Source organism: Pseudosulfitobacter pseudonitzschiae, from assembly GCF_002222635.1.
Lineage (GTDB): Bacteria > Pseudomonadota > Alphaproteobacteria > Rhodobacterales > Rhodobacteraceae > Pseudosulfitobacter > Pseudosulfitobacter pseudonitzschiae_A.
Genome location: NZ_CP022415.1, coordinates 2,339,999 through 2,354,320, shown reverse-complemented (window position 1 = coordinate 2,354,320; position 14,322 = coordinate 2,339,999). Strand labels below are relative to the sequence as shown.

General features: G+C 60.1%; 15 protein-coding genes and 1 pseudogene. 11 read left to right on the top strand and 5 right to left on the bottom strand.

The genetic code is table 11. The features are described 5' to 3' along the window. Nucleotides 1-687: a haloacid dehalogenase type II gene (locus tag SULPSESMR1_RS11415; protein WP_089420931.1), complete on the bottom strand. Its 687-nt coding sequence runs from the start codon at nucleotides 685-687 to the stop codon at nucleotides 1-3. 199 nt (nucleotides 688-886) lie between these two features. Between SULPSESMR1_RS11415 and SULPSESMR1_RS11410 the strand changes: the two genes are divergently transcribed. Then, nucleotides 887-1,315 (top strand): FKBP-type peptidyl-prolyl cis-trans isomerase, encoded by a 429-nt coding sequence (locus tag SULPSESMR1_RS11410; RefSeq protein WP_089420930.1) that lies wholly within the window; start codon nucleotides 887-889, stop codon nucleotides 1,313-1,315. 90 nt (nucleotides 1,316-1,405) lie between these two features. Beyond that, nucleotides 1,406-2,521: a THUMP domain-containing class I SAM-dependent RNA methyltransferase gene (locus tag SULPSESMR1_RS11405; RefSeq protein ID WP_089420929.1), complete on the top strand. Its 1,116-nt coding sequence runs from the start codon at nucleotides 1,406-1,408 to the stop codon at nucleotides 2,519-2,521. Between the two features lie 70 nt (nucleotides 2,522-2,591). Here the strand turns inward: SULPSESMR1_RS11405 and SULPSESMR1_RS11400 are convergent, their stop codons facing one another. From SULPSESMR1_RS11400 to fabA, 3 genes are read right to left on the bottom strand one after another with little or no spacing between them, the layout of a single operon-like run. Beyond that, the gene (locus tag SULPSESMR1_RS11400; RefSeq protein WP_089420928.1) at nucleotides 2,592-3,383 is read right to left on the bottom strand and encodes an enoyl-ACP reductase FabI; all 792 of its coding nucleotides are present in this window, start codon (nucleotides 3,381-3,383) and stop codon (nucleotides 2,592-2,594) included. An 8-nt stretch (nucleotides 3,384-3,391) separates the two neighbouring features. Further along, the gene (gene fabB, locus SULPSESMR1_RS11395) at nucleotides 3,392-4,621 is read right to left on the bottom strand and encodes a beta-ketoacyl-ACP synthase I (RefSeq protein ID WP_089420927.1); all 1,230 of its coding nucleotides are present in this window, start codon (nucleotides 4,619-4,621) and stop codon (nucleotides 3,392-3,394) included. A gap of 33 nt (nucleotides 4,622-4,654) precedes the next feature. Further along, on the bottom strand, nucleotides 4,655-5,164 hold the full coding sequence (fabA, locus tag SULPSESMR1_RS11390) for a bifunctional 3-hydroxydecanoyl-ACP dehydratase/trans-2-decenoyl-ACP isomerase (protein ID WP_089420926.1): 510 nt from the start codon (nucleotides 5,162-5,164) through the stop codon (nucleotides 4,655-4,657). A gap of 267 nt (nucleotides 5,165-5,431) precedes the next feature. Between fabA and irrA the strand changes: the two genes are divergently transcribed. Further along, nucleotides 5,432-5,851, top strand: a complete 420-nt coding sequence (irrA, locus tag SULPSESMR1_RS11385; protein WP_089420925.1) for an iron response transcriptional regulator IrrA — start codon at nucleotides 5,432-5,434, stop codon at nucleotides 5,849-5,851. A 41-nt stretch (nucleotides 5,852-5,892) separates the two neighbouring features. Continuing rightward, a pseudogene (locus SULPSESMR1_RS11380) lies at nucleotides 5,893-6,698 on the top strand (phytanoyl-CoA dioxygenase family protein). Nucleotides 6,699-6,705: 7 nt separating this feature from the next. Here SULPSESMR1_RS11380 and SULPSESMR1_RS11375 read toward each other — a convergent pair. Further along, nucleotides 6,706-7,572 carry a hypothetical protein gene (locus SULPSESMR1_RS11375; protein ID WP_089420924.1) on the bottom strand — a complete coding sequence of 289 codons (867 nt, stop codon included), beginning with the start codon at nucleotides 7,570-7,572 and terminating at the stop codon, nucleotides 6,706-6,708. Nucleotides 7,573-7,681: 109 nt separating this feature from the next. Between SULPSESMR1_RS11375 and miaB the strand changes: the two genes are divergently transcribed. The 7 genes from miaB to lnt all read left to right on the top strand — a co-directional run bounded on the left by miaB (nucleotide 7,682) and on the right by lnt (nucleotide 14,318). Further along, nucleotides 7,682-9,019 (top strand): tRNA (N6-isopentenyl adenosine(37)-C2)-methylthiotransferase MiaB, encoded by a 1,338-nt coding sequence (gene miaB / locus SULPSESMR1_RS11370; RefSeq protein WP_089422292.1) that lies wholly within the window; start codon nucleotides 7,682-7,684, stop codon nucleotides 9,017-9,019. Between the two features lie 197 nt (nucleotides 9,020-9,216). After that, on the top strand, nucleotides 9,217-9,807 hold the full coding sequence (locus SULPSESMR1_RS11365; RefSeq protein ID WP_421086488.1) for an OmpA family protein: 591 nt from the start codon (nucleotides 9,217-9,219) through the stop codon (nucleotides 9,805-9,807). 22 nt (nucleotides 9,808-9,829) lie between these two features. Then, nucleotides 9,830-10,120, top strand: a complete 291-nt coding sequence (locus tag SULPSESMR1_RS11360) for a hypothetical protein (protein WP_421086567.1) — start codon at nucleotides 9,830-9,832, stop codon at nucleotides 10,118-10,120. 159 nt (nucleotides 10,121-10,279) lie between these two features. Next, a complete protein-coding gene (locus SULPSESMR1_RS11355; RefSeq protein WP_089420923.1) occupies nucleotides 10,280-11,314 on the top strand; it encodes a PhoH family protein in 1,035 nt (344 codons plus the stop codon). Nucleotides 11,315-11,372: 58 nt separating this feature from the next. Further along, complete coding sequence (gene ybeY, locus SULPSESMR1_RS11350) at nucleotides 11,373-11,894, top strand: rRNA maturation RNase YbeY (protein ID WP_089422289.1); 522 nt, start codon at nucleotides 11,373-11,375, stop codon at nucleotides 11,892-11,894. 16 nt (nucleotides 11,895-11,910) lie between these two features. After that, the gene (locus SULPSESMR1_RS11345; protein ID WP_089420922.1) at nucleotides 11,911-12,831 is read left to right on the top strand and encodes a hemolysin family protein; all 921 of its coding nucleotides are present in this window, start codon (nucleotides 11,911-11,913) and stop codon (nucleotides 12,829-12,831) included. Further along, nucleotides 12,828-14,318 carry an apolipoprotein N-acyltransferase gene (lnt, locus tag SULPSESMR1_RS11340; RefSeq protein WP_089420921.1) on the top strand — a complete coding sequence of 497 codons (1,491 nt, stop codon included), beginning with the start codon at nucleotides 12,828-12,830 and terminating at the stop codon, nucleotides 14,316-14,318. The genes SULPSESMR1_RS11345 and lnt overlap by 4 nt, the downstream gene beginning before the upstream one ends. The last annotated feature ends 4 nt before the right edge of the window (nucleotides 14,319-14,322 follow it).

The window sequence follows — 14,322 nt, the reverse complement described above, 5'->3', positions numbered from 1 at the left end:
TCAAACTCCAGCAAGGGCAGGGATTCCGGTTAGATCGGAAAGGATGGTATCGGGTGCGGCGGGAAGTCGGTCCACCGGATCACCTGCGCGGTTCACCCACGCGGTGTGAAACCCGTAATGCGCAGCGGCTGCCGCGTCCCAGCCATTCGAGGATACGAACAACACCTCGTCACGGGTACAGCCGAACCGCGCCCCGACAAGGTCGTAAATACGCGCATCGGGTTTGAAGATGCCGACGGCTTCTACTGACAGGCAATCATCCAGAACATCGCCAATGCCTGCCGATTGCACAGCGCCATCCAGCATTGCAGGCGAGCCGTTCGATAGAATCGCTGTGTGCAAGCCGGCGTCTTTGAGAGACTTTAACATGGCAGGCACCTCGGCAAAGGCCTGCAACTCCCAATAGAGATCCAGCAGCCGCTGGCGCAGGGCCGGATCGCCGTCCAGACCGGTCTTTTCCAGCGCCCAGTCCAGCCCATCCTGTGTCACGGTCCAGAAATCGGTGTGCGCGCCCATAACGGCACGCAGCCACGAATAATTCAGCTGTTTGGCTCTCCAATAGTCCGCCAATTGCGGCCAAGCCGTTGCCAATGCGGGAAATTCCGGCTGCTCTGCCGCCACGCGCGCGGCAGCGGCCACATCAAACAGCGTGCCATAAGCATCGAATACGCAAGTGGTAACGGGCATGGGTTTCTCCGGTGGCTGTCCGCACAGACTGTCACGCAGGGCGGCGGGGGAAAAGACGCAAAATCGCCGCCCGGATTACTGCGCTGTGGACGGGGTTTACACTCTTGTCCCGCTATGTTCACATTGTGCCAACCCTCGGAGCACCCGCGCAGACACGCGGCCTCCGCCAATTCCCCCCCCCAAACATTCGGAGAGTTTTATGACCCAAGTCAAATCGGGCGACACTGTACGCATTCACTACACCGGCACCTTGCTGGATGGCAGCACCTTTGACAGCTCGCAAGGGCGCGACCCGCTGGAATTTCAGGTCGGCAGCGGCCAGATCATTCCCGGGCTGGACAACGCCCTGCCAGGCATGGCCGTCGGTGAAAAGAAAGAAGTCCAGGTCGTCGCCGAAGAAGCCTATGGCGCGGTGAACCCCGAGATGCTTCAGTCGGTTCCGCGCGAAGGTATCCCTGCCGACATCCCGCTGGACCCCGGCACACAGTTGCAAATGCAGACACCCGACGGTCAGGCGCTGCCTGTGACCGTGGTTGAAGTGGACGAAAGCACCGTCACACTGGACGCCAACCACCCGCTGGCAGGCAAAGACCTGAAGTTCGACATCGAAGTCGTCTCGGTCAACTAAAGACCGTGATGCGGGGGGCGGTTGCGCCCTCCGCACCTCCATCTGCACAGGCTCTGGCCGCTGTCGCGATTTGCGCGTATGACGCAGGCCATGAGCACCCCTGACCCCTTTGAAATTTTCCTCGTCTGCCCTCCCGGGCTGGAACATGTCCTTGCCACCGAAGTGGCCGAGGCCGGTTTTGACGCCCCCGTGGTCTCTTCTGGCGGGGTCACAATACAGGGCGGCTGGTCCGAGGTCTGGCGGGCGAACCTGTGTCTGCGTGGTGCTGTGCGTGTGCTGGTGCGCATCGGCAATTTTATGGCCTTCCATCTGGCGCAACTGGACAAACGCGCGCGTAAGTTCCCGTGGGGCGACATCCTGCGCGCCGATGTGCCGGTGCGGGTGCAAGTCACATGCAAGCGGTCCAAAATTTATCACGCAGGGGCCGCCACCCAGCGCATTGAAACCGCCCTGCGTGACAGCCACGGGCTGACCCTCTCACCCGAGGCAGAAATTGTTATCAAGGTCCGCATCGACGACAACGCGGTGACCATCAGCCTCGACACCTCGGGCGAGGCGCTGCACAAGCGCGGCCATAAGGAAGCCGTGGGCAAGGCCCCCATGCGCGAAAACCTTGCCGCGATGTTCTTGCGCCAGTGTGGCTATGATTGCGTGGAACCCGTGGTTGACCCGATGTGCGGCTCGGGCACCTTTCTGATCGAAGCGGCGGAAATCACCAGCAACCTGCAACCGGGCCGCTCGCGCGATTTTGCCTTTCAGAAGCTGGCCTCTTACGATGCTGCTGCTTTTGACACGCTGCGTACGGACAGGCCCGAAATCACCGGTCCGGCCCGATTTTTCGGATCAGACCGCGACCAAGGTGCCATCCGCATGAGCACGCAGAACGCCGAGCGGGCAGGAGTCGCGCCCCTGTGCCGGTTCGACGTGCATGGTGCTGGCGAAGTCACGCCGCCCGACGGACCGCCGGGGCTGGTTATCGTCAACCCGCCCTATGGTGCGCGCATCGGCAATAAAAATCTGCTCTATCCGCTTTACGGCACCTTGGGGGAAACCCTGAAAACCCGATTCAAGGGCTGGCGCGTCGGCCTTGTCACCTCCGAGCCCGGCCTTGCCAAAGCCTGCGCCTTGCCGTGGAAACCTCAAGAGGCCCCCGTCGCCCATGGCGGTCTGAAAATCTGGCTTTGGCGCACTGACGCCCTGCGCTGACCAGCCGCTTCTTCTGGCAAAAAATATCCCGGGGGAGCGCCAGAGGCGCGGGGGGCAGCGCCTCCGGACTTTACAGATGTTCCGCTTGCGGCATACCCAGCACATGAAACCCGCCATCGACGCGAATGATCTCGCCTGTGGTGCAGGCGCCTGCATCTGATGCCAGATAAACAGCCGTGCCCCCTACCGCTTCCAATGTGGCGTTCGATCGCAGGGGCGCGTTCTGGTCGGTGTGCTTGTAGGTCTTGCGCGCCCCGCCAATCGCGGCGCCGGCCAGTGTTTTCATCGGACCGGGCGAGATGGCGTTGACGCGGATGCCTTCGGGGCCAAGGTCATTGGCCAGATAGCGCGTGGCGCTTTCCAGTGCAGCCTTGGCCACGCCCATGACGTTATAATTCGGCACCACGCGGTTTGACCCCTGATAGGTCAGCGTCATCAGCGTGCCGCCGTTCGCGACCATCAGCGGGTGCGCACGGCGCGCTACGTCAATGAACGAATAGGCCGAGATATCCATCGAATTCTTGAAGTTGGTGCGGCTGGTGTTCAAAAACCGCCCCGTCAGTTCGGATTTGTCCGAAAATGCAATCGCATGAACCACAAAATCAATTGTGGCCCAACGGGCGCCCAACTGTTCAAACGCGCCATCAAGGCTGGCGTCGTCGGTCACGTCGACGTCCACCATGAAATCCGACCCGACCGAGGCCGCCAGCGGCTCCAGACGCTTGCCAAAGGCTTCGCCCTGATAGGTAAAGGCCAGTTCGGCACCGGCGGCGTGCATCGCCTTGGCAATGCCCCACGCGATGGAACGATCATTTGCCACGCCCATAATCAGGCCGCGTTTTCCTGCAAGCAAATCCGACATTTTTGCAATCACTCTTTATACTTGGAAAGGATCATAGACCCGTTTGTACCGCCAAACCCGAATGAGTTGGTCATAACAGAATCCAGCCCTGCGTTTTCCACCAGCTTGGTGGCAATCTCAGCGGGGCCCAGATTTTCGTCCAGCGTCTCGACGTTGATCGAGGGCGTGATGAAGTCGTGCTTTAACATCAGCAGACAAAAGATCGTTTCCAGCGCGCCAGCCGCCCCTTGGGCGTGGCCGGTCATCGATTTGGTCGAAGACACAGGCGGTGTGCTGCCTTTGCCGAACACACGGCGGACCGCCTCGATCTCGCCGACGTCGCCCACGGGCGTCGATGTGCCATGCGCATTGATATATCCGACCTTGCGGCCTTCGGGCAGGGTTTGCAGCGCCAGACGCATCGCGCGCTCGCCGCCCTCGCCCGAAGGGGCGACCATGTCATGGCCATCGGATGTGGCGGCAAAGCCGGTGACTTCGGCGTATATTTCAGCGCCGCGGGCCAATGCGTGGTCCAGATCTTCCAGCACGACGATGCCGCCGCCGCCGGAGATCACGAAACCGTCGCGGTTGGTGTCAAAGGCGCGCGATGCCTTTTCGGGCGTGTCGTTGAATTTCGACGACATGGCACCCATCGCGTCGAACAGGCACGACAGGGTCCAGTCCAGCTCTTCGCCGCCCCCGGCGAACATCACGTCCTGTTTGCCCATCATGATCTGCTCCGCTGCATTGCCGATGCAGTGCAGCGAGGTCGAGCAGGCAGATGTGATCGAATAGTTAATGCCCTTGATCTTATAGGCGGTCGCAAGGTTGGCGCTGATCGTGGACGACATGCATTTGGGCACAGCAAAGGGGCCGATGCGTTTGGTGGCGCCGCTTTTCAGAACAGTCTGGTGCGCTTGCAGCATAGCCGATGTGGACGGCCCGCCCGATCCGGCAACAAGGCCGGTGCGCGGGTTGACGATGTGGTCTTCGGTCAGGCCCGCGTCGGCAATGGCTTCGGCCATGGCAATATGGGCATAAGCGGCCCCTGGACCCATGAAACGCAGCGTGCGTTTGTCGACCATTTCAGAGACGTCGATTTTCAACGCGCCTGCAATCCGGCTGCGGAAACCGTGTTCCGCCATTTCTTCGGATGCAACGATGCCGGATTTGCCCGCCTTCAGTGCGGCCAGAACCTCGGTTGCGTTGTTGCCGATGGATGACACAATCCCCAGCCCTGTCACGACGACTCGGCGCATGGTTTACTCCTTCAGACCTTTGACCCTTCCGGTTCAGCTCTCGGACAGAGCGACCTTCATGTCGGTAACTTGATAAATGGTTTCTCCGTCTGCTTCCACCCGTCCGTTTGCCACGCCCATCGTCAGGCGTCGTGTCTGGATCGCTTTGGTGAAATCGACGTAATAGGTCAGCATTTTGCGGTCGGGCCGGACCATACCGGTCAGTTTGACCTCGCCCACGCCCAACGCATAGCCGCGCCCCTGCCAGCCACGCCAGCCAAGGTTGAAACCTGTCAGCTGCCACAGCCCATCCAAACCCAGACAGCCAGGCATGATCGGGTTTCCCGGAAAGTGGCAGTCGAAAAACCACAGGTCGGGTTTGATGTCGAACTCGGCGACAACGTGGCCTTTTTCGTGCAGGCCGCGATCGCCCGAAATATCCGTGATCCGATCCATCATCAGCATCGGCGGTTCGGGCAACTGTGCGTTGCCGTGGCCGAAAAGCACTCCACGCGCGCACTTTAACAGATCGTCGCGGTCGAAACTGGTGGGATAGTCGGACATACTGGGGAATTCCCTTCGCATCACTGGCAGTTAAACCCCTCTAGCACCCGTGTGGCCCCGTTGCCAAGGGCGCAGCACCAGAGGTGGCATGTGCCCTTGGGTCGCGCGCGGTCCAGCCGTGGCGGCGTCATGGCTGTGTCCGGATGCTCTTGCTGCGATGCAACTGTGTTGCCGATCTGGTGCCCTGATGCCACGCGCCGTTGATTTCTGTTTGAAAACTGCCCCCTGCGGCCTCTATATAGGGAAAGCATTGAAACGAGGGCAGGCATGGCGCAGTCGCAACATGACATCGGAACCGAATGGCTGGCGGGGGCAGGATTGCGCCCGACGCGGCAACGCGTGACTTTGGCTGCGCTGTTGATCGGTGACGGACAGCACCGCCATGTCACCGCCGAAAGCCTGTTCGAGGCTGCCAAGACCGAAGGCGAAGCCGTGTCTTTGGCCACTGTCTACAACACGCTGCGCACGTTCTGCGATGCCGGACTGGTCCAAGAGGTCACGGTTGATGGTTCGAAAAGCTATTTCGACACCAACACCCACGATCACCCGCATTTCTTCTGGGAAGACGAAGCGCGGTTGAGCGATGCGCCCTCGGACGAACTGGTGATCTCGCGGTTGCCCAATGCGCCTGCCGGTGCCGAAATCTCGTCGGTGGACGTGGTGATTCGGTTGCGGAAGAAGCCATAAGGCGGCACCAAGGTGCAGGATATTACCGGATTGTCGTGCCCATGACCCAAAGTTCCACCCAGGCCCCACTTGTTACGCAAGAGCATATCGACACCTATCGCCGCGACGGCGTGGTGCTGGTGCGCGGGCTTTTTGCCGACCATGTTGAAACCCTGCGTGCCGGTGTTGCACGGAACATGGAGGATCCCGGCCCTTACGCGTCCGAGAACAAGCGTGACGGCGAACAGGGGCGGTTTTTTGATGACTATTGCAACTGGCAGCGTATCCCCGAATTCGAAGAGGTTATCCGCACATCCCAAGCGGCAGAAGCGGCCAGCGCCCTGATGGGATCAGAGCGGGTGCAATTGTTTCACGACCACGTTCTGGTGAAAGAGCCTGGAACCTCGATGGCGACGCCGTGGCATTCGGACGGACCTTATTATTTTGTCGAAGGACAGCAGGTGGTCAGCTTCTGGTCACCGCTCGACCCTGTCACCACCGCCAGCCTGCGTTGTGTCGCAGGTCGCACCTGTGGGAAAAGGACGTGCTGCCGACCCGCTGGGCCAAGGGCGATGCGTTTTTCGACCCTGCGCCCTATATGCAGGTGCCCGATCCTGACGCCGAAGGTATGACCGTGGTTGAATACCAGATGCAGCCGGGCGATGCGGTGGCATTTCATTACCGTACGCTGCACGGCGCACGCGGTAATACCAGCGACAGCCGCCGCCGCGCATTTTCGCTTCGGCTGGTGGGCGAGGATGCCCGCTATGTCGCGCGCCCCGGTCCCACGTCGCCACCCTTTCCGGGGCATGACATGCAGCCCGGTCAACGGCTGCGCGAAGACTGGTTTCCGGTCCTGCGCGGCTAACGCGGCCCTAAAACCACTGCCCCGGCTCCATCAGGCCCAGATCCAGCAATTGTCGGGAATGCCATTCAAAGGGCGCCGAGTTGTGCCATTTGAACGTCTGAATATCAAAGGTGCTGCCCGGATTGCGTTTCAGCGCCTTGGCGGTGCGAAATGATGCAATGGCGGCCGTGATGTTGTGATGCCACGGGCAGGCGAATGTATTGTATTCCTGATCGTTGAACGTGTGGTCATCGCGCAGCCGCAGTTTGGGCGCTGCCTTGAACAAGGCGATCCTGTCGATCTTGCGGCGCGCTGCGGGTACATGCTCTTCATAGCGCCAGCGCAGGCCACCGAAAAAATCCAGTTGTCGTTCACGCGGATGGCCGGTGACCGGATCCTTGCGGGCCAGAGCGTAATAGCCCGAGCGGTCCAGATGTGCATGGTCCAGAGAGACTGCATCGGGGTTGGTGTGCAGGTCGTCAGCATAAAGATCGACCACATAGGTCAACATCGACCCGCGCCGCTCTTCGGAATGAAAGGCCAGCATCTCGCCGACGCTGCGGGTCTCGCAAAAGGGATAGAACAGGTATTCGGCGTTGTAACAATAATACAGCCATTTGCCGATGGCCGCGTCATTGATCCGATTCACCGCTTTGGCGACCGCCCCTTCGGTCGTCACGTCATAGGTGATGCGGGTAACGGATTCCTCAAGATCGCGGGGCAGTTCAAAGTCTTCGGGCATGAACGCCAGAACCGCCGCAAATCCCGCCTGCTGGTGGTGGCGCAATGTGGTCGCCACTTCGACGTTGTCCTCGACCATGATCATGGCGATCGGCCCTTTGGCCAGAACTTGCGTTCCGGTTTTCAAGAACGCATCAAAAGAGGAGTACATCATTGGCTGGCCTGTTCGTTTCGCGCAAAGTCCGACAAACTGGCTCTCATTGCAAGATGTGCGGCATACTGATAGCACCGCAAACCTGACCCCAGATGCCCGGATGCCCGTCATGACCCAGACAAAAACCGCACCCAAAAAGCTGTTTATCAAGACCTATGGCTGTCAGATGAACGTCTATGACAGTGAACGCATGGCCGAGGCGCTGGGCGGCCAGGGCTATGTCGAGACAAAGACGGCAGCCGATGCCGACATGATCTTGCTCAACACCTGTCACATTCGTGAAAAAGCAGCTGAAAAGATTTACTCCGAACTGGGCCGTTATCGTGATCTGAAAGATGACAAACCCGATCTGATGATCGGGGTTGCTGGTTGCGTGGCACAAGCCGAAGGGGCCGAGATCATGCGCCGTCAGCCTCTGGTCGATCTGGTCGTGGGCCCACAAAGCTATCACCGTCTGCCCGAGATGGAGGCCAAGGCGCGCAGGGGCGAGAAAACACTGGACACGGATTTTCCCGAAGAGGACAAATTCGAACAGTTGAAATCGCGCCCCAAGGCCGCACGCGGCCCCACCGCGTTTCTGACCGTGCAGGAAGGCTGTGACAAATTCTGCGCCTTTTGTGTGGTGCCCTATACCCGTGGCGCAGAAGTCAGCCGCCCCGCCGCCCGTATCATCGACGAGGCCAAGGAGCTGGTAGATCGTGGCGTGCGCGAAATCACCCTGCTGGGCCAGAACGTAAACGCCTATCACGGGGCGGGGCCGGACGGGTCGGATTACACATTGGCCAAGCTGATCTGGGATCTGGACAAGATCGACGGGCTGAAGCGCATCCGCTTTACCACCAGTCACCCCAATGACATGACCGATGACCTGATCGAGGCGCATGGCACCTGTGCCAAGCTGATGCCCTATCTGCATTTGCCGGTGCAGTCGGGCAGCGACCGCATCCTCAAACGGATGAACCGCAGCCATACCGCCGAAAGCTATCTGCGGCTGATCGAACGCATCCGCGCCGCGCGGCCCGATATTGTGATGTCGGGCGACTTTATCGTCGGCTTTCCCGAAGAGACGGAAGCCGATTTTCAGGCCACGCTGGATTTGATCGAAGAGGTCAAATACGGCTATGCCTATTCGTTCAAATACTCGACCCGCCCCGGCACACCCGCAGCCGAGCGCCCGCAGGTCGATGCCGCCGAAGGCGACGCCCGTTTGCAACGCATTCAGGGCCTTATCACCCGCCACCAGCGCGAGATCCAAGAGGCCATGGTCGGCCGCACCGTCGATGTCCTGTTTGAAAAGCCGGGACGTCAGGCGGACCAGATGGTCGGCAAATCCGATTATTTGCACGCGGTGCACGTCACTGGCGGCAACGTGACCCAAGGCGAGGTCCGCCCCGTCAGAATCGTGTCATCAGGTACCAATTCGCTGGGTGGTGTCGTGCTGGACTGACATGCGGGGCTGTGTCCAATTTTGGCCCAAATTGCCACCTTACCCTGTAAGTGTCGTGAAAATAGCCACAATATCTGGTTAATGCGGCTTCACAGAAGGTTAAAATTTTCCTACTCTGAAACAATAGTAGCAGAGGTCCGAGCTGCCAATTTTATTTCCGGGGCTCTGCGGGGGAACAATTTATAAGGGATAGAGCTGTGGGTAACACACTTTCCAAAGTCACAAGCGCGATTACGCGCGTGGCTGCTGCAATGGCCGTCGCGCTTGCGACTGTTGTTGTTTCGGCGGCGGACGTCGATGCGCAGACAAGTTCGCAAGGAGGCCGTGACCGTGGCCAGTACATTCCAACCATCTGGGTCGACCCGGACGGATGTGAACACTGGGTCATGGATGATGGCGCCGAAGGCTATATGACACCGCATGTGTCTCGCCAGGGCATTCCGGTCTGTCGTCGGGGCAATGTCTGCGGTGTGATGGAAACCGACCAGTTCTTTGCCACCGACAGCTACCGTATTTCTGCGGGTGGCAAACAGCGTCTGGCGCAGTTTTTCCAAAGCACCGGTGCCACCAGCTATATCATCACCGGTCACACCGACAGCCGCGCCTCTGACGCATATAACATGCGTTTGTCGCTGAACCGCGCAAATGCGGTTGCCTCGGTGGCGCAAGCCACCGGTGCGCGTATTGCTGATGTGCGTGGCTACGGCGAACGTATGCCCGCTGCGTCAAACGGGACTGTGGCCGGTATGGCCAAGAACCGCCGCGTTGAAATTATCTGTATCCGTTGAAGGGACCATTATTGTGAAACGCATTGCACTTTCGCTTAGCTTGTGTGCCTTCGGCCTTGCCGCTTGCGGCACCGGGTATTCACCTGACAAAACCGTTGACCGTGGCTTTGACAGCAAGGATCTGAGCCAACTGAAAGCGGGTATCTGGGTCGATCCCAACGGCTGCGACCATTGGATCATCGACGATGGCCTCGAAGGCTATCTGTCCGCGCGTCTTGATAAATACGGCAAACCGGTCTGCTCCGGTGTGGCCGCGCCCACACAAACCGTGGGCAATTTCAAACGCGGGTCCAGCGTGGTCGACCCGAACTAAGGCAACTTACCGCCTATGACAGAACATCAAAGGGCCAAGGCACAAGACGCTTTGGCCCTTTTTCCATCGGTGGCGTGAATTTCTTGTGAAATCCGGCAAAAACCCGATCGTGCCAGTTGCACAGCCCGTACAAACTTGCGACGCTACATCAGACCCCTGATGCAGGAGCAGGCATTGGCCACAGGCGCGCCCCTTACCCCGATCGACACCGTCCCCCCCGCAGAAACGTTGGTGGACTTTCCCGACAACCGATTGCTGATCGACCTGTGTGGTCCGTATGATCGCAACCTCACCGCGATTGAATCCGCGCTTGAGGTGCAGATCGTGCGCCGCGGCAATCATCTGGCCATTCTGGGCACACAGGATGCCCGCGCCCGCGCACTCGAGATTATGAACGCGCTGTATTTACGACTCGAATCCGGTCGCGACGTTGAGCCCGGCGACATCGACCGCGAGTTGCGCATGGGCGGCGGCAGCGACGATGCCCGCAGACCGATGCGGGGCGACCAGATGGAAATGCCCGTCGGTCACAAGGTCGAGATCAAGACCCGCAAAAAGCCGGTCGAGCCGCGTACCGAGGCTCAAAAGGCCTATGTGCAATCGCTGTTCGAAAATGAACTGGCCTTTGGCATCGGCCCTGCCGGTACTGGCAAGACCTATCTTGCCGTGGCTGTGGGCGTGTCGATGTTCATCGGTGGCCATGTCGACAAGATCATCCTCAGCCGCCCCGCCGTCGAGGCTGGCGAGAAACTGGGGTATCTGCCCGGTGACATGAAGGACAAGGTCGATCCTTATATGCAGCCGCTCTATGACGCGCTGAACGACTTTCTGCCTGGCAAACAATTGGCCAAACTGGTTGAAGAAAAGCAGATCGAAATCGCACCGCTTGCCTTTATGCGCGGGCGCACGCTGGCCCGCGCCTTTGTGGTGCTGGACGAGGCGCAAAACGCGACCACCATGCAGATGAAGATGTTCCTGACCCGTCTTGGCGAAGGCTCGCGCATGGTCATCACCGGTGACCGCACCCAGATCGACCTGCCACGCGGACAGCCTTCGGGCCTGCAAGACGCCGAACGGCTGCTCAAGGACATCCCCAAGATCAGCTTCAACTACTTCACCTCGAAAGACGTGGTACGCCACCCCCTTGTGGCTGCGATCATCGAAGCCTACGAGGCAGATACACAATCAGGCTGACCCTTCTTTTGGCTTGAAATATCCCGGGGGTCCGGGGGCTTGGCCCCCGGTGCACAACGTGAACCACACGATAGACATCGCATTCGAAGACCCCCGCTGGGAACAGGCGGGCCTTGCCGCGCTGGCCGACCGCGCAGCCGGGGCAACGCTGGCCCATCTGGGCATAGCTGGCGCCGAAATCGCCATTCTGGCCTGCGATGATGCGCGCATCGCCGAGTTGAACGGCGATTTCCGCGCCAAGCCCACCCCTACCAATGTGCTCAGTTGGCCCTCGGACGAGCGCGGCGCACACATTGAAGGTGCCACACCGCTGCCCCCCGAAGCTGATCCTGACGGCGCGCTTGAACTGGGAGACATCGCCATTTCCTATGACACCTGTGCCACCGAAGCCTCTGCGGCAGGCAAATCCCTGCCGGATCACGCCACCCATCTGATCGTGCATGGTATTCTGCATCTATTAGGGTATGACCACGTGCGTGACGGCGATGCCACGGTGATGGAACAGCTGGAAATCGAAATACTTGGCAAGTTGGGTCTTGATGACCCATACTTGACGGACTTGGCAGACCCCTCTGCTTGAACTGGATAAGGACCCGATGGGCGACAACGACGAAGGATCGTCTGAGGCGGCGCAGAGCGCGCAGTCTGGGACAGACACAGAAGGCCAGCTGAACGACACCCCGAAGTCGGGCGGTTTTTTGTTCCGCGTGTTCGAGGCGCTCAGCCCCTCCGACAGCGATGAAATCGGGACTGACAAGGTGTCCGATCCCGCACCCAGCCGCAGTGGACATGGTATGATCAACCTGCGCCGTATGCGTGTAGAAGACGTGGCTATCCCCAAGGCAGACATCGTCGCGGTGCCTGCCACGATCTCGCTGGACGAGCTGGTCGAGGTTTTCAAGGAAAGCGGCATGACCCGTTTGCCCGTTTTCGAGGGCACGCTGGACACGCCCATGGGTTTTGCCCACCTCAAGGATCTGGCGTTGCTGTACGGGTTCAACGGCGACCGCGGTAAGGATTTCACCCTTGAAGAAATGATTCGCCCGCTGCTTTTTGTGCCGCCGTCGATGACCATCGGCGTGTTGCTGACCAAGATGCAGACCGAACGGCGGCACATGGCGCTGGTGATTGATGAATATGGTGGCGTTGACGGGCTTGTAACGATCGAGGATCTGATCGAACAGGTCATCGGCGAGATCGAGGACGAACATGATGTGGACGAGGGGCAGTTTTTTAATCTCGACGCTTCGGGTGACGGTTATCTGGCACTTGCCAAGACGCCGCTGGAAGATTTCGAGACCGAGATCGGCCAGTCGCTGACCGACCACGAAGACGTGGACGCCGAAGAGATCGACACGCTGGGCGGGCTGGTCTTTATGCTGGCAGGTCGCGTGCCTGCGCGCGGCGAAGTCGTCGTGCATCCCGAAGGCCCCGAGTTCGAAGTGATCGACGCAGACCCGCGCCGGATCAAGCGTCTGCGGGTGCGGCTGCCAGGGCAGGATGACACAGCAGGATGATAGTCGCTTGGCTTGCGGCACGCACGCTGTGGCAGTGGCTTTTGATCGCACTGGGCTGCGGGGCGGTGATGGCTTTGGGGCAGGCGCCGGTCGATATGCCGGTGCCGATGCTGATCGCTTTTTTGGTCAGTTTTGAGTTCTATCGCGGGGCCGCACGCGCCGGACGGGCAGGGCTGGTGGGCTTTGCAATCGGCTTTGCCTATTTTGTGTTATCGCTGTCGTGGCTAACAGAACCCTTTCAGATTGATGCGGACCGCCACGCCTGGATGGCGCCATTTGCGCTGGCGGGCATGTCGGCCTTGTTGGCGGCATTCTGGGGGCTGGCCTTTTCGTTGGCACGGCGGTTGCGGGCGGGCGTGCTGGGCCTTGCGGTGCTGTGGCCTCTGGCGGAACTGGCGCGGGGCTATCTGTTTACCGGATTCCCGTGGGGGATGCTGCCCCAAGGATTGCTGGACACACCCGCCGCGCAAGCTCTGGCATGGGTTGGCCCATATGGCATGATGCTGGTGCTGTGCGCTGGCGCGGCTGTGTTGGTGCAGTTGATGGACCGCCCGCTGCTGGTGCTGCCACCAGCCGCACTCGCACTGGCATCGGTGCTGTGGCCCATGTCTTTGCCAGCGCCCGAGTTGACCCCCCACGTGGTGCGTCTGGTCCAACCCAACGCACCGCAACAGGAAAAATTCGATCCCGAAAAACTGCCCGTTTTCATGAACCGGCTTCTGAATGCCACGGCGGCAGAGCCCCGGCCCGATCTGCTGGTCTGGCCGGAAACCGCTGTGCCCTATCTGCTGGAATACGCCCAGCCGGTGTTTGACCAGATCGCCATCTCGGCGCGCGGGGCTCCTGTGGTTTTGGGCATCCAGCGGCGGGACGAGGACTGGTATTACAACTCGCTTGTGGTGGTGGATGGAAACGCGCAGGTCACGGATATTTATGACAAATACCATTTGGTGCCCTTTGGCGAATATATGCCGCTGAGCGATCTGGCCTCGAGCATCGGGCTGCGTGGGCTGGCCGAGGCCGTGGGCGGCTATGGTCGTGGTCCCGGTCCGCGCATGGTGGATCTGGGTGACTTGGGCCAGGCGCTGCCGTTGATTTGCTACGAGGCCGTCTTTGCCCAGGACGTCGGGGCGGCCCCTGTGCGTCCCGCTTTTCTGATCCAGATTACAAATGACGCATGGTTTGGCCAGCACGCAGGTCCGCAACAACATCTGGCGCAGGCAAGGATGCGCGCGATCGAACAGGGGCTGCCGCTGGCGCGTGCGGCCAATACGGGCATTTCGGCGATGATTGGCCCGCGCGGGCAGGTGCTGGATAGCCTGCCGCTGGGTGTTGCGGGCCATGTGGATGCAGTCCTGCCTGCGGCTTTGCCGCCCACGCTCTATGCGCGTACCGGTGACTTGCCACTGTTGGTGCTGTTGTTGCTGGGGGGGAGCGTCCTTTTGGCACGCCGCATTTCGATTGACGCCCCACGCCGCCACCCATAAACCG

Bases quoted from the DNA above. Each gene is read 5' to 3' on its own strand.
- fabA (WP_089420926.1), bottom strand. From the start codon at position 5,164: ATGTCCGACTATCCCACCAGTTTCGACCGCGACGATCTGTTAAAGTGC.
- SULPSESMR1_RS11415 (WP_089420931.1), bottom strand. From the start codon at position 687: ATGCCCGTTACCACTTGCGTATTCGATGCTTATGGCACGCTGTTTGAT.
- SULPSESMR1_RS11405 (WP_089420929.1), top strand. From the start codon at position 1,406: ATGAGCACCCCTGACCCCTTTGAAATTTTCCTCGTCTGCCCTCCCGGG.
- irrA (WP_089420925.1), top strand. From the start codon at position 5,432: ATGGCGCAGTCGCAACATGACATCGGAACCGAATGGCTGGCGGGGGCA.
- SULPSESMR1_RS11410 (WP_089420930.1), top strand. From the start codon at position 887: ATGACCCAAGTCAAATCGGGCGACACTGTACGCATTCACTACACCGGC.
- SULPSESMR1_RS11400 (WP_089420928.1), bottom strand. From the start codon at position 3,383: ATGTCGGATTTGCTTGCAGGAAAACGCGGCCTGATTATGGGCGTGGCA.
- fabB (WP_089420927.1), bottom strand. From the start codon at position 4,621: ATGCGCCGAGTCGTCGTGACAGGGCTGGGGATTGTGTCATCCATCGGC.
- miaB (WP_089422292.1), top strand. From the start codon at position 7,682: ATGACCCAGACAAAAACCGCACCCAAAAAGCTGTTTATCAAGACCTAT.
- lnt (WP_089420921.1), top strand. From the start codon at position 12,828: ATGATAGTCGCTTGGCTTGCGGCACGCACGCTGTGGCAGTGGCTTTTG.
- SULPSESMR1_RS11345 (WP_089420922.1), top strand. From the start codon at position 11,911: ATGGGCGACAACGACGAAGGATCGTCTGAGGCGGCGCAGAGCGCGCAG.
- SULPSESMR1_RS11375 (WP_089420924.1), bottom strand. From the start codon at position 7,572: ATGATGTACTCCTCTTTTGATGCGTTCTTGAAAACCGGAACGCAAGTT.
- SULPSESMR1_RS11355 (WP_089420923.1), top strand. From the start codon at position 10,280: ATGCAGGAGCAGGCATTGGCCACAGGCGCGCCCCTTACCCCGATCGAC.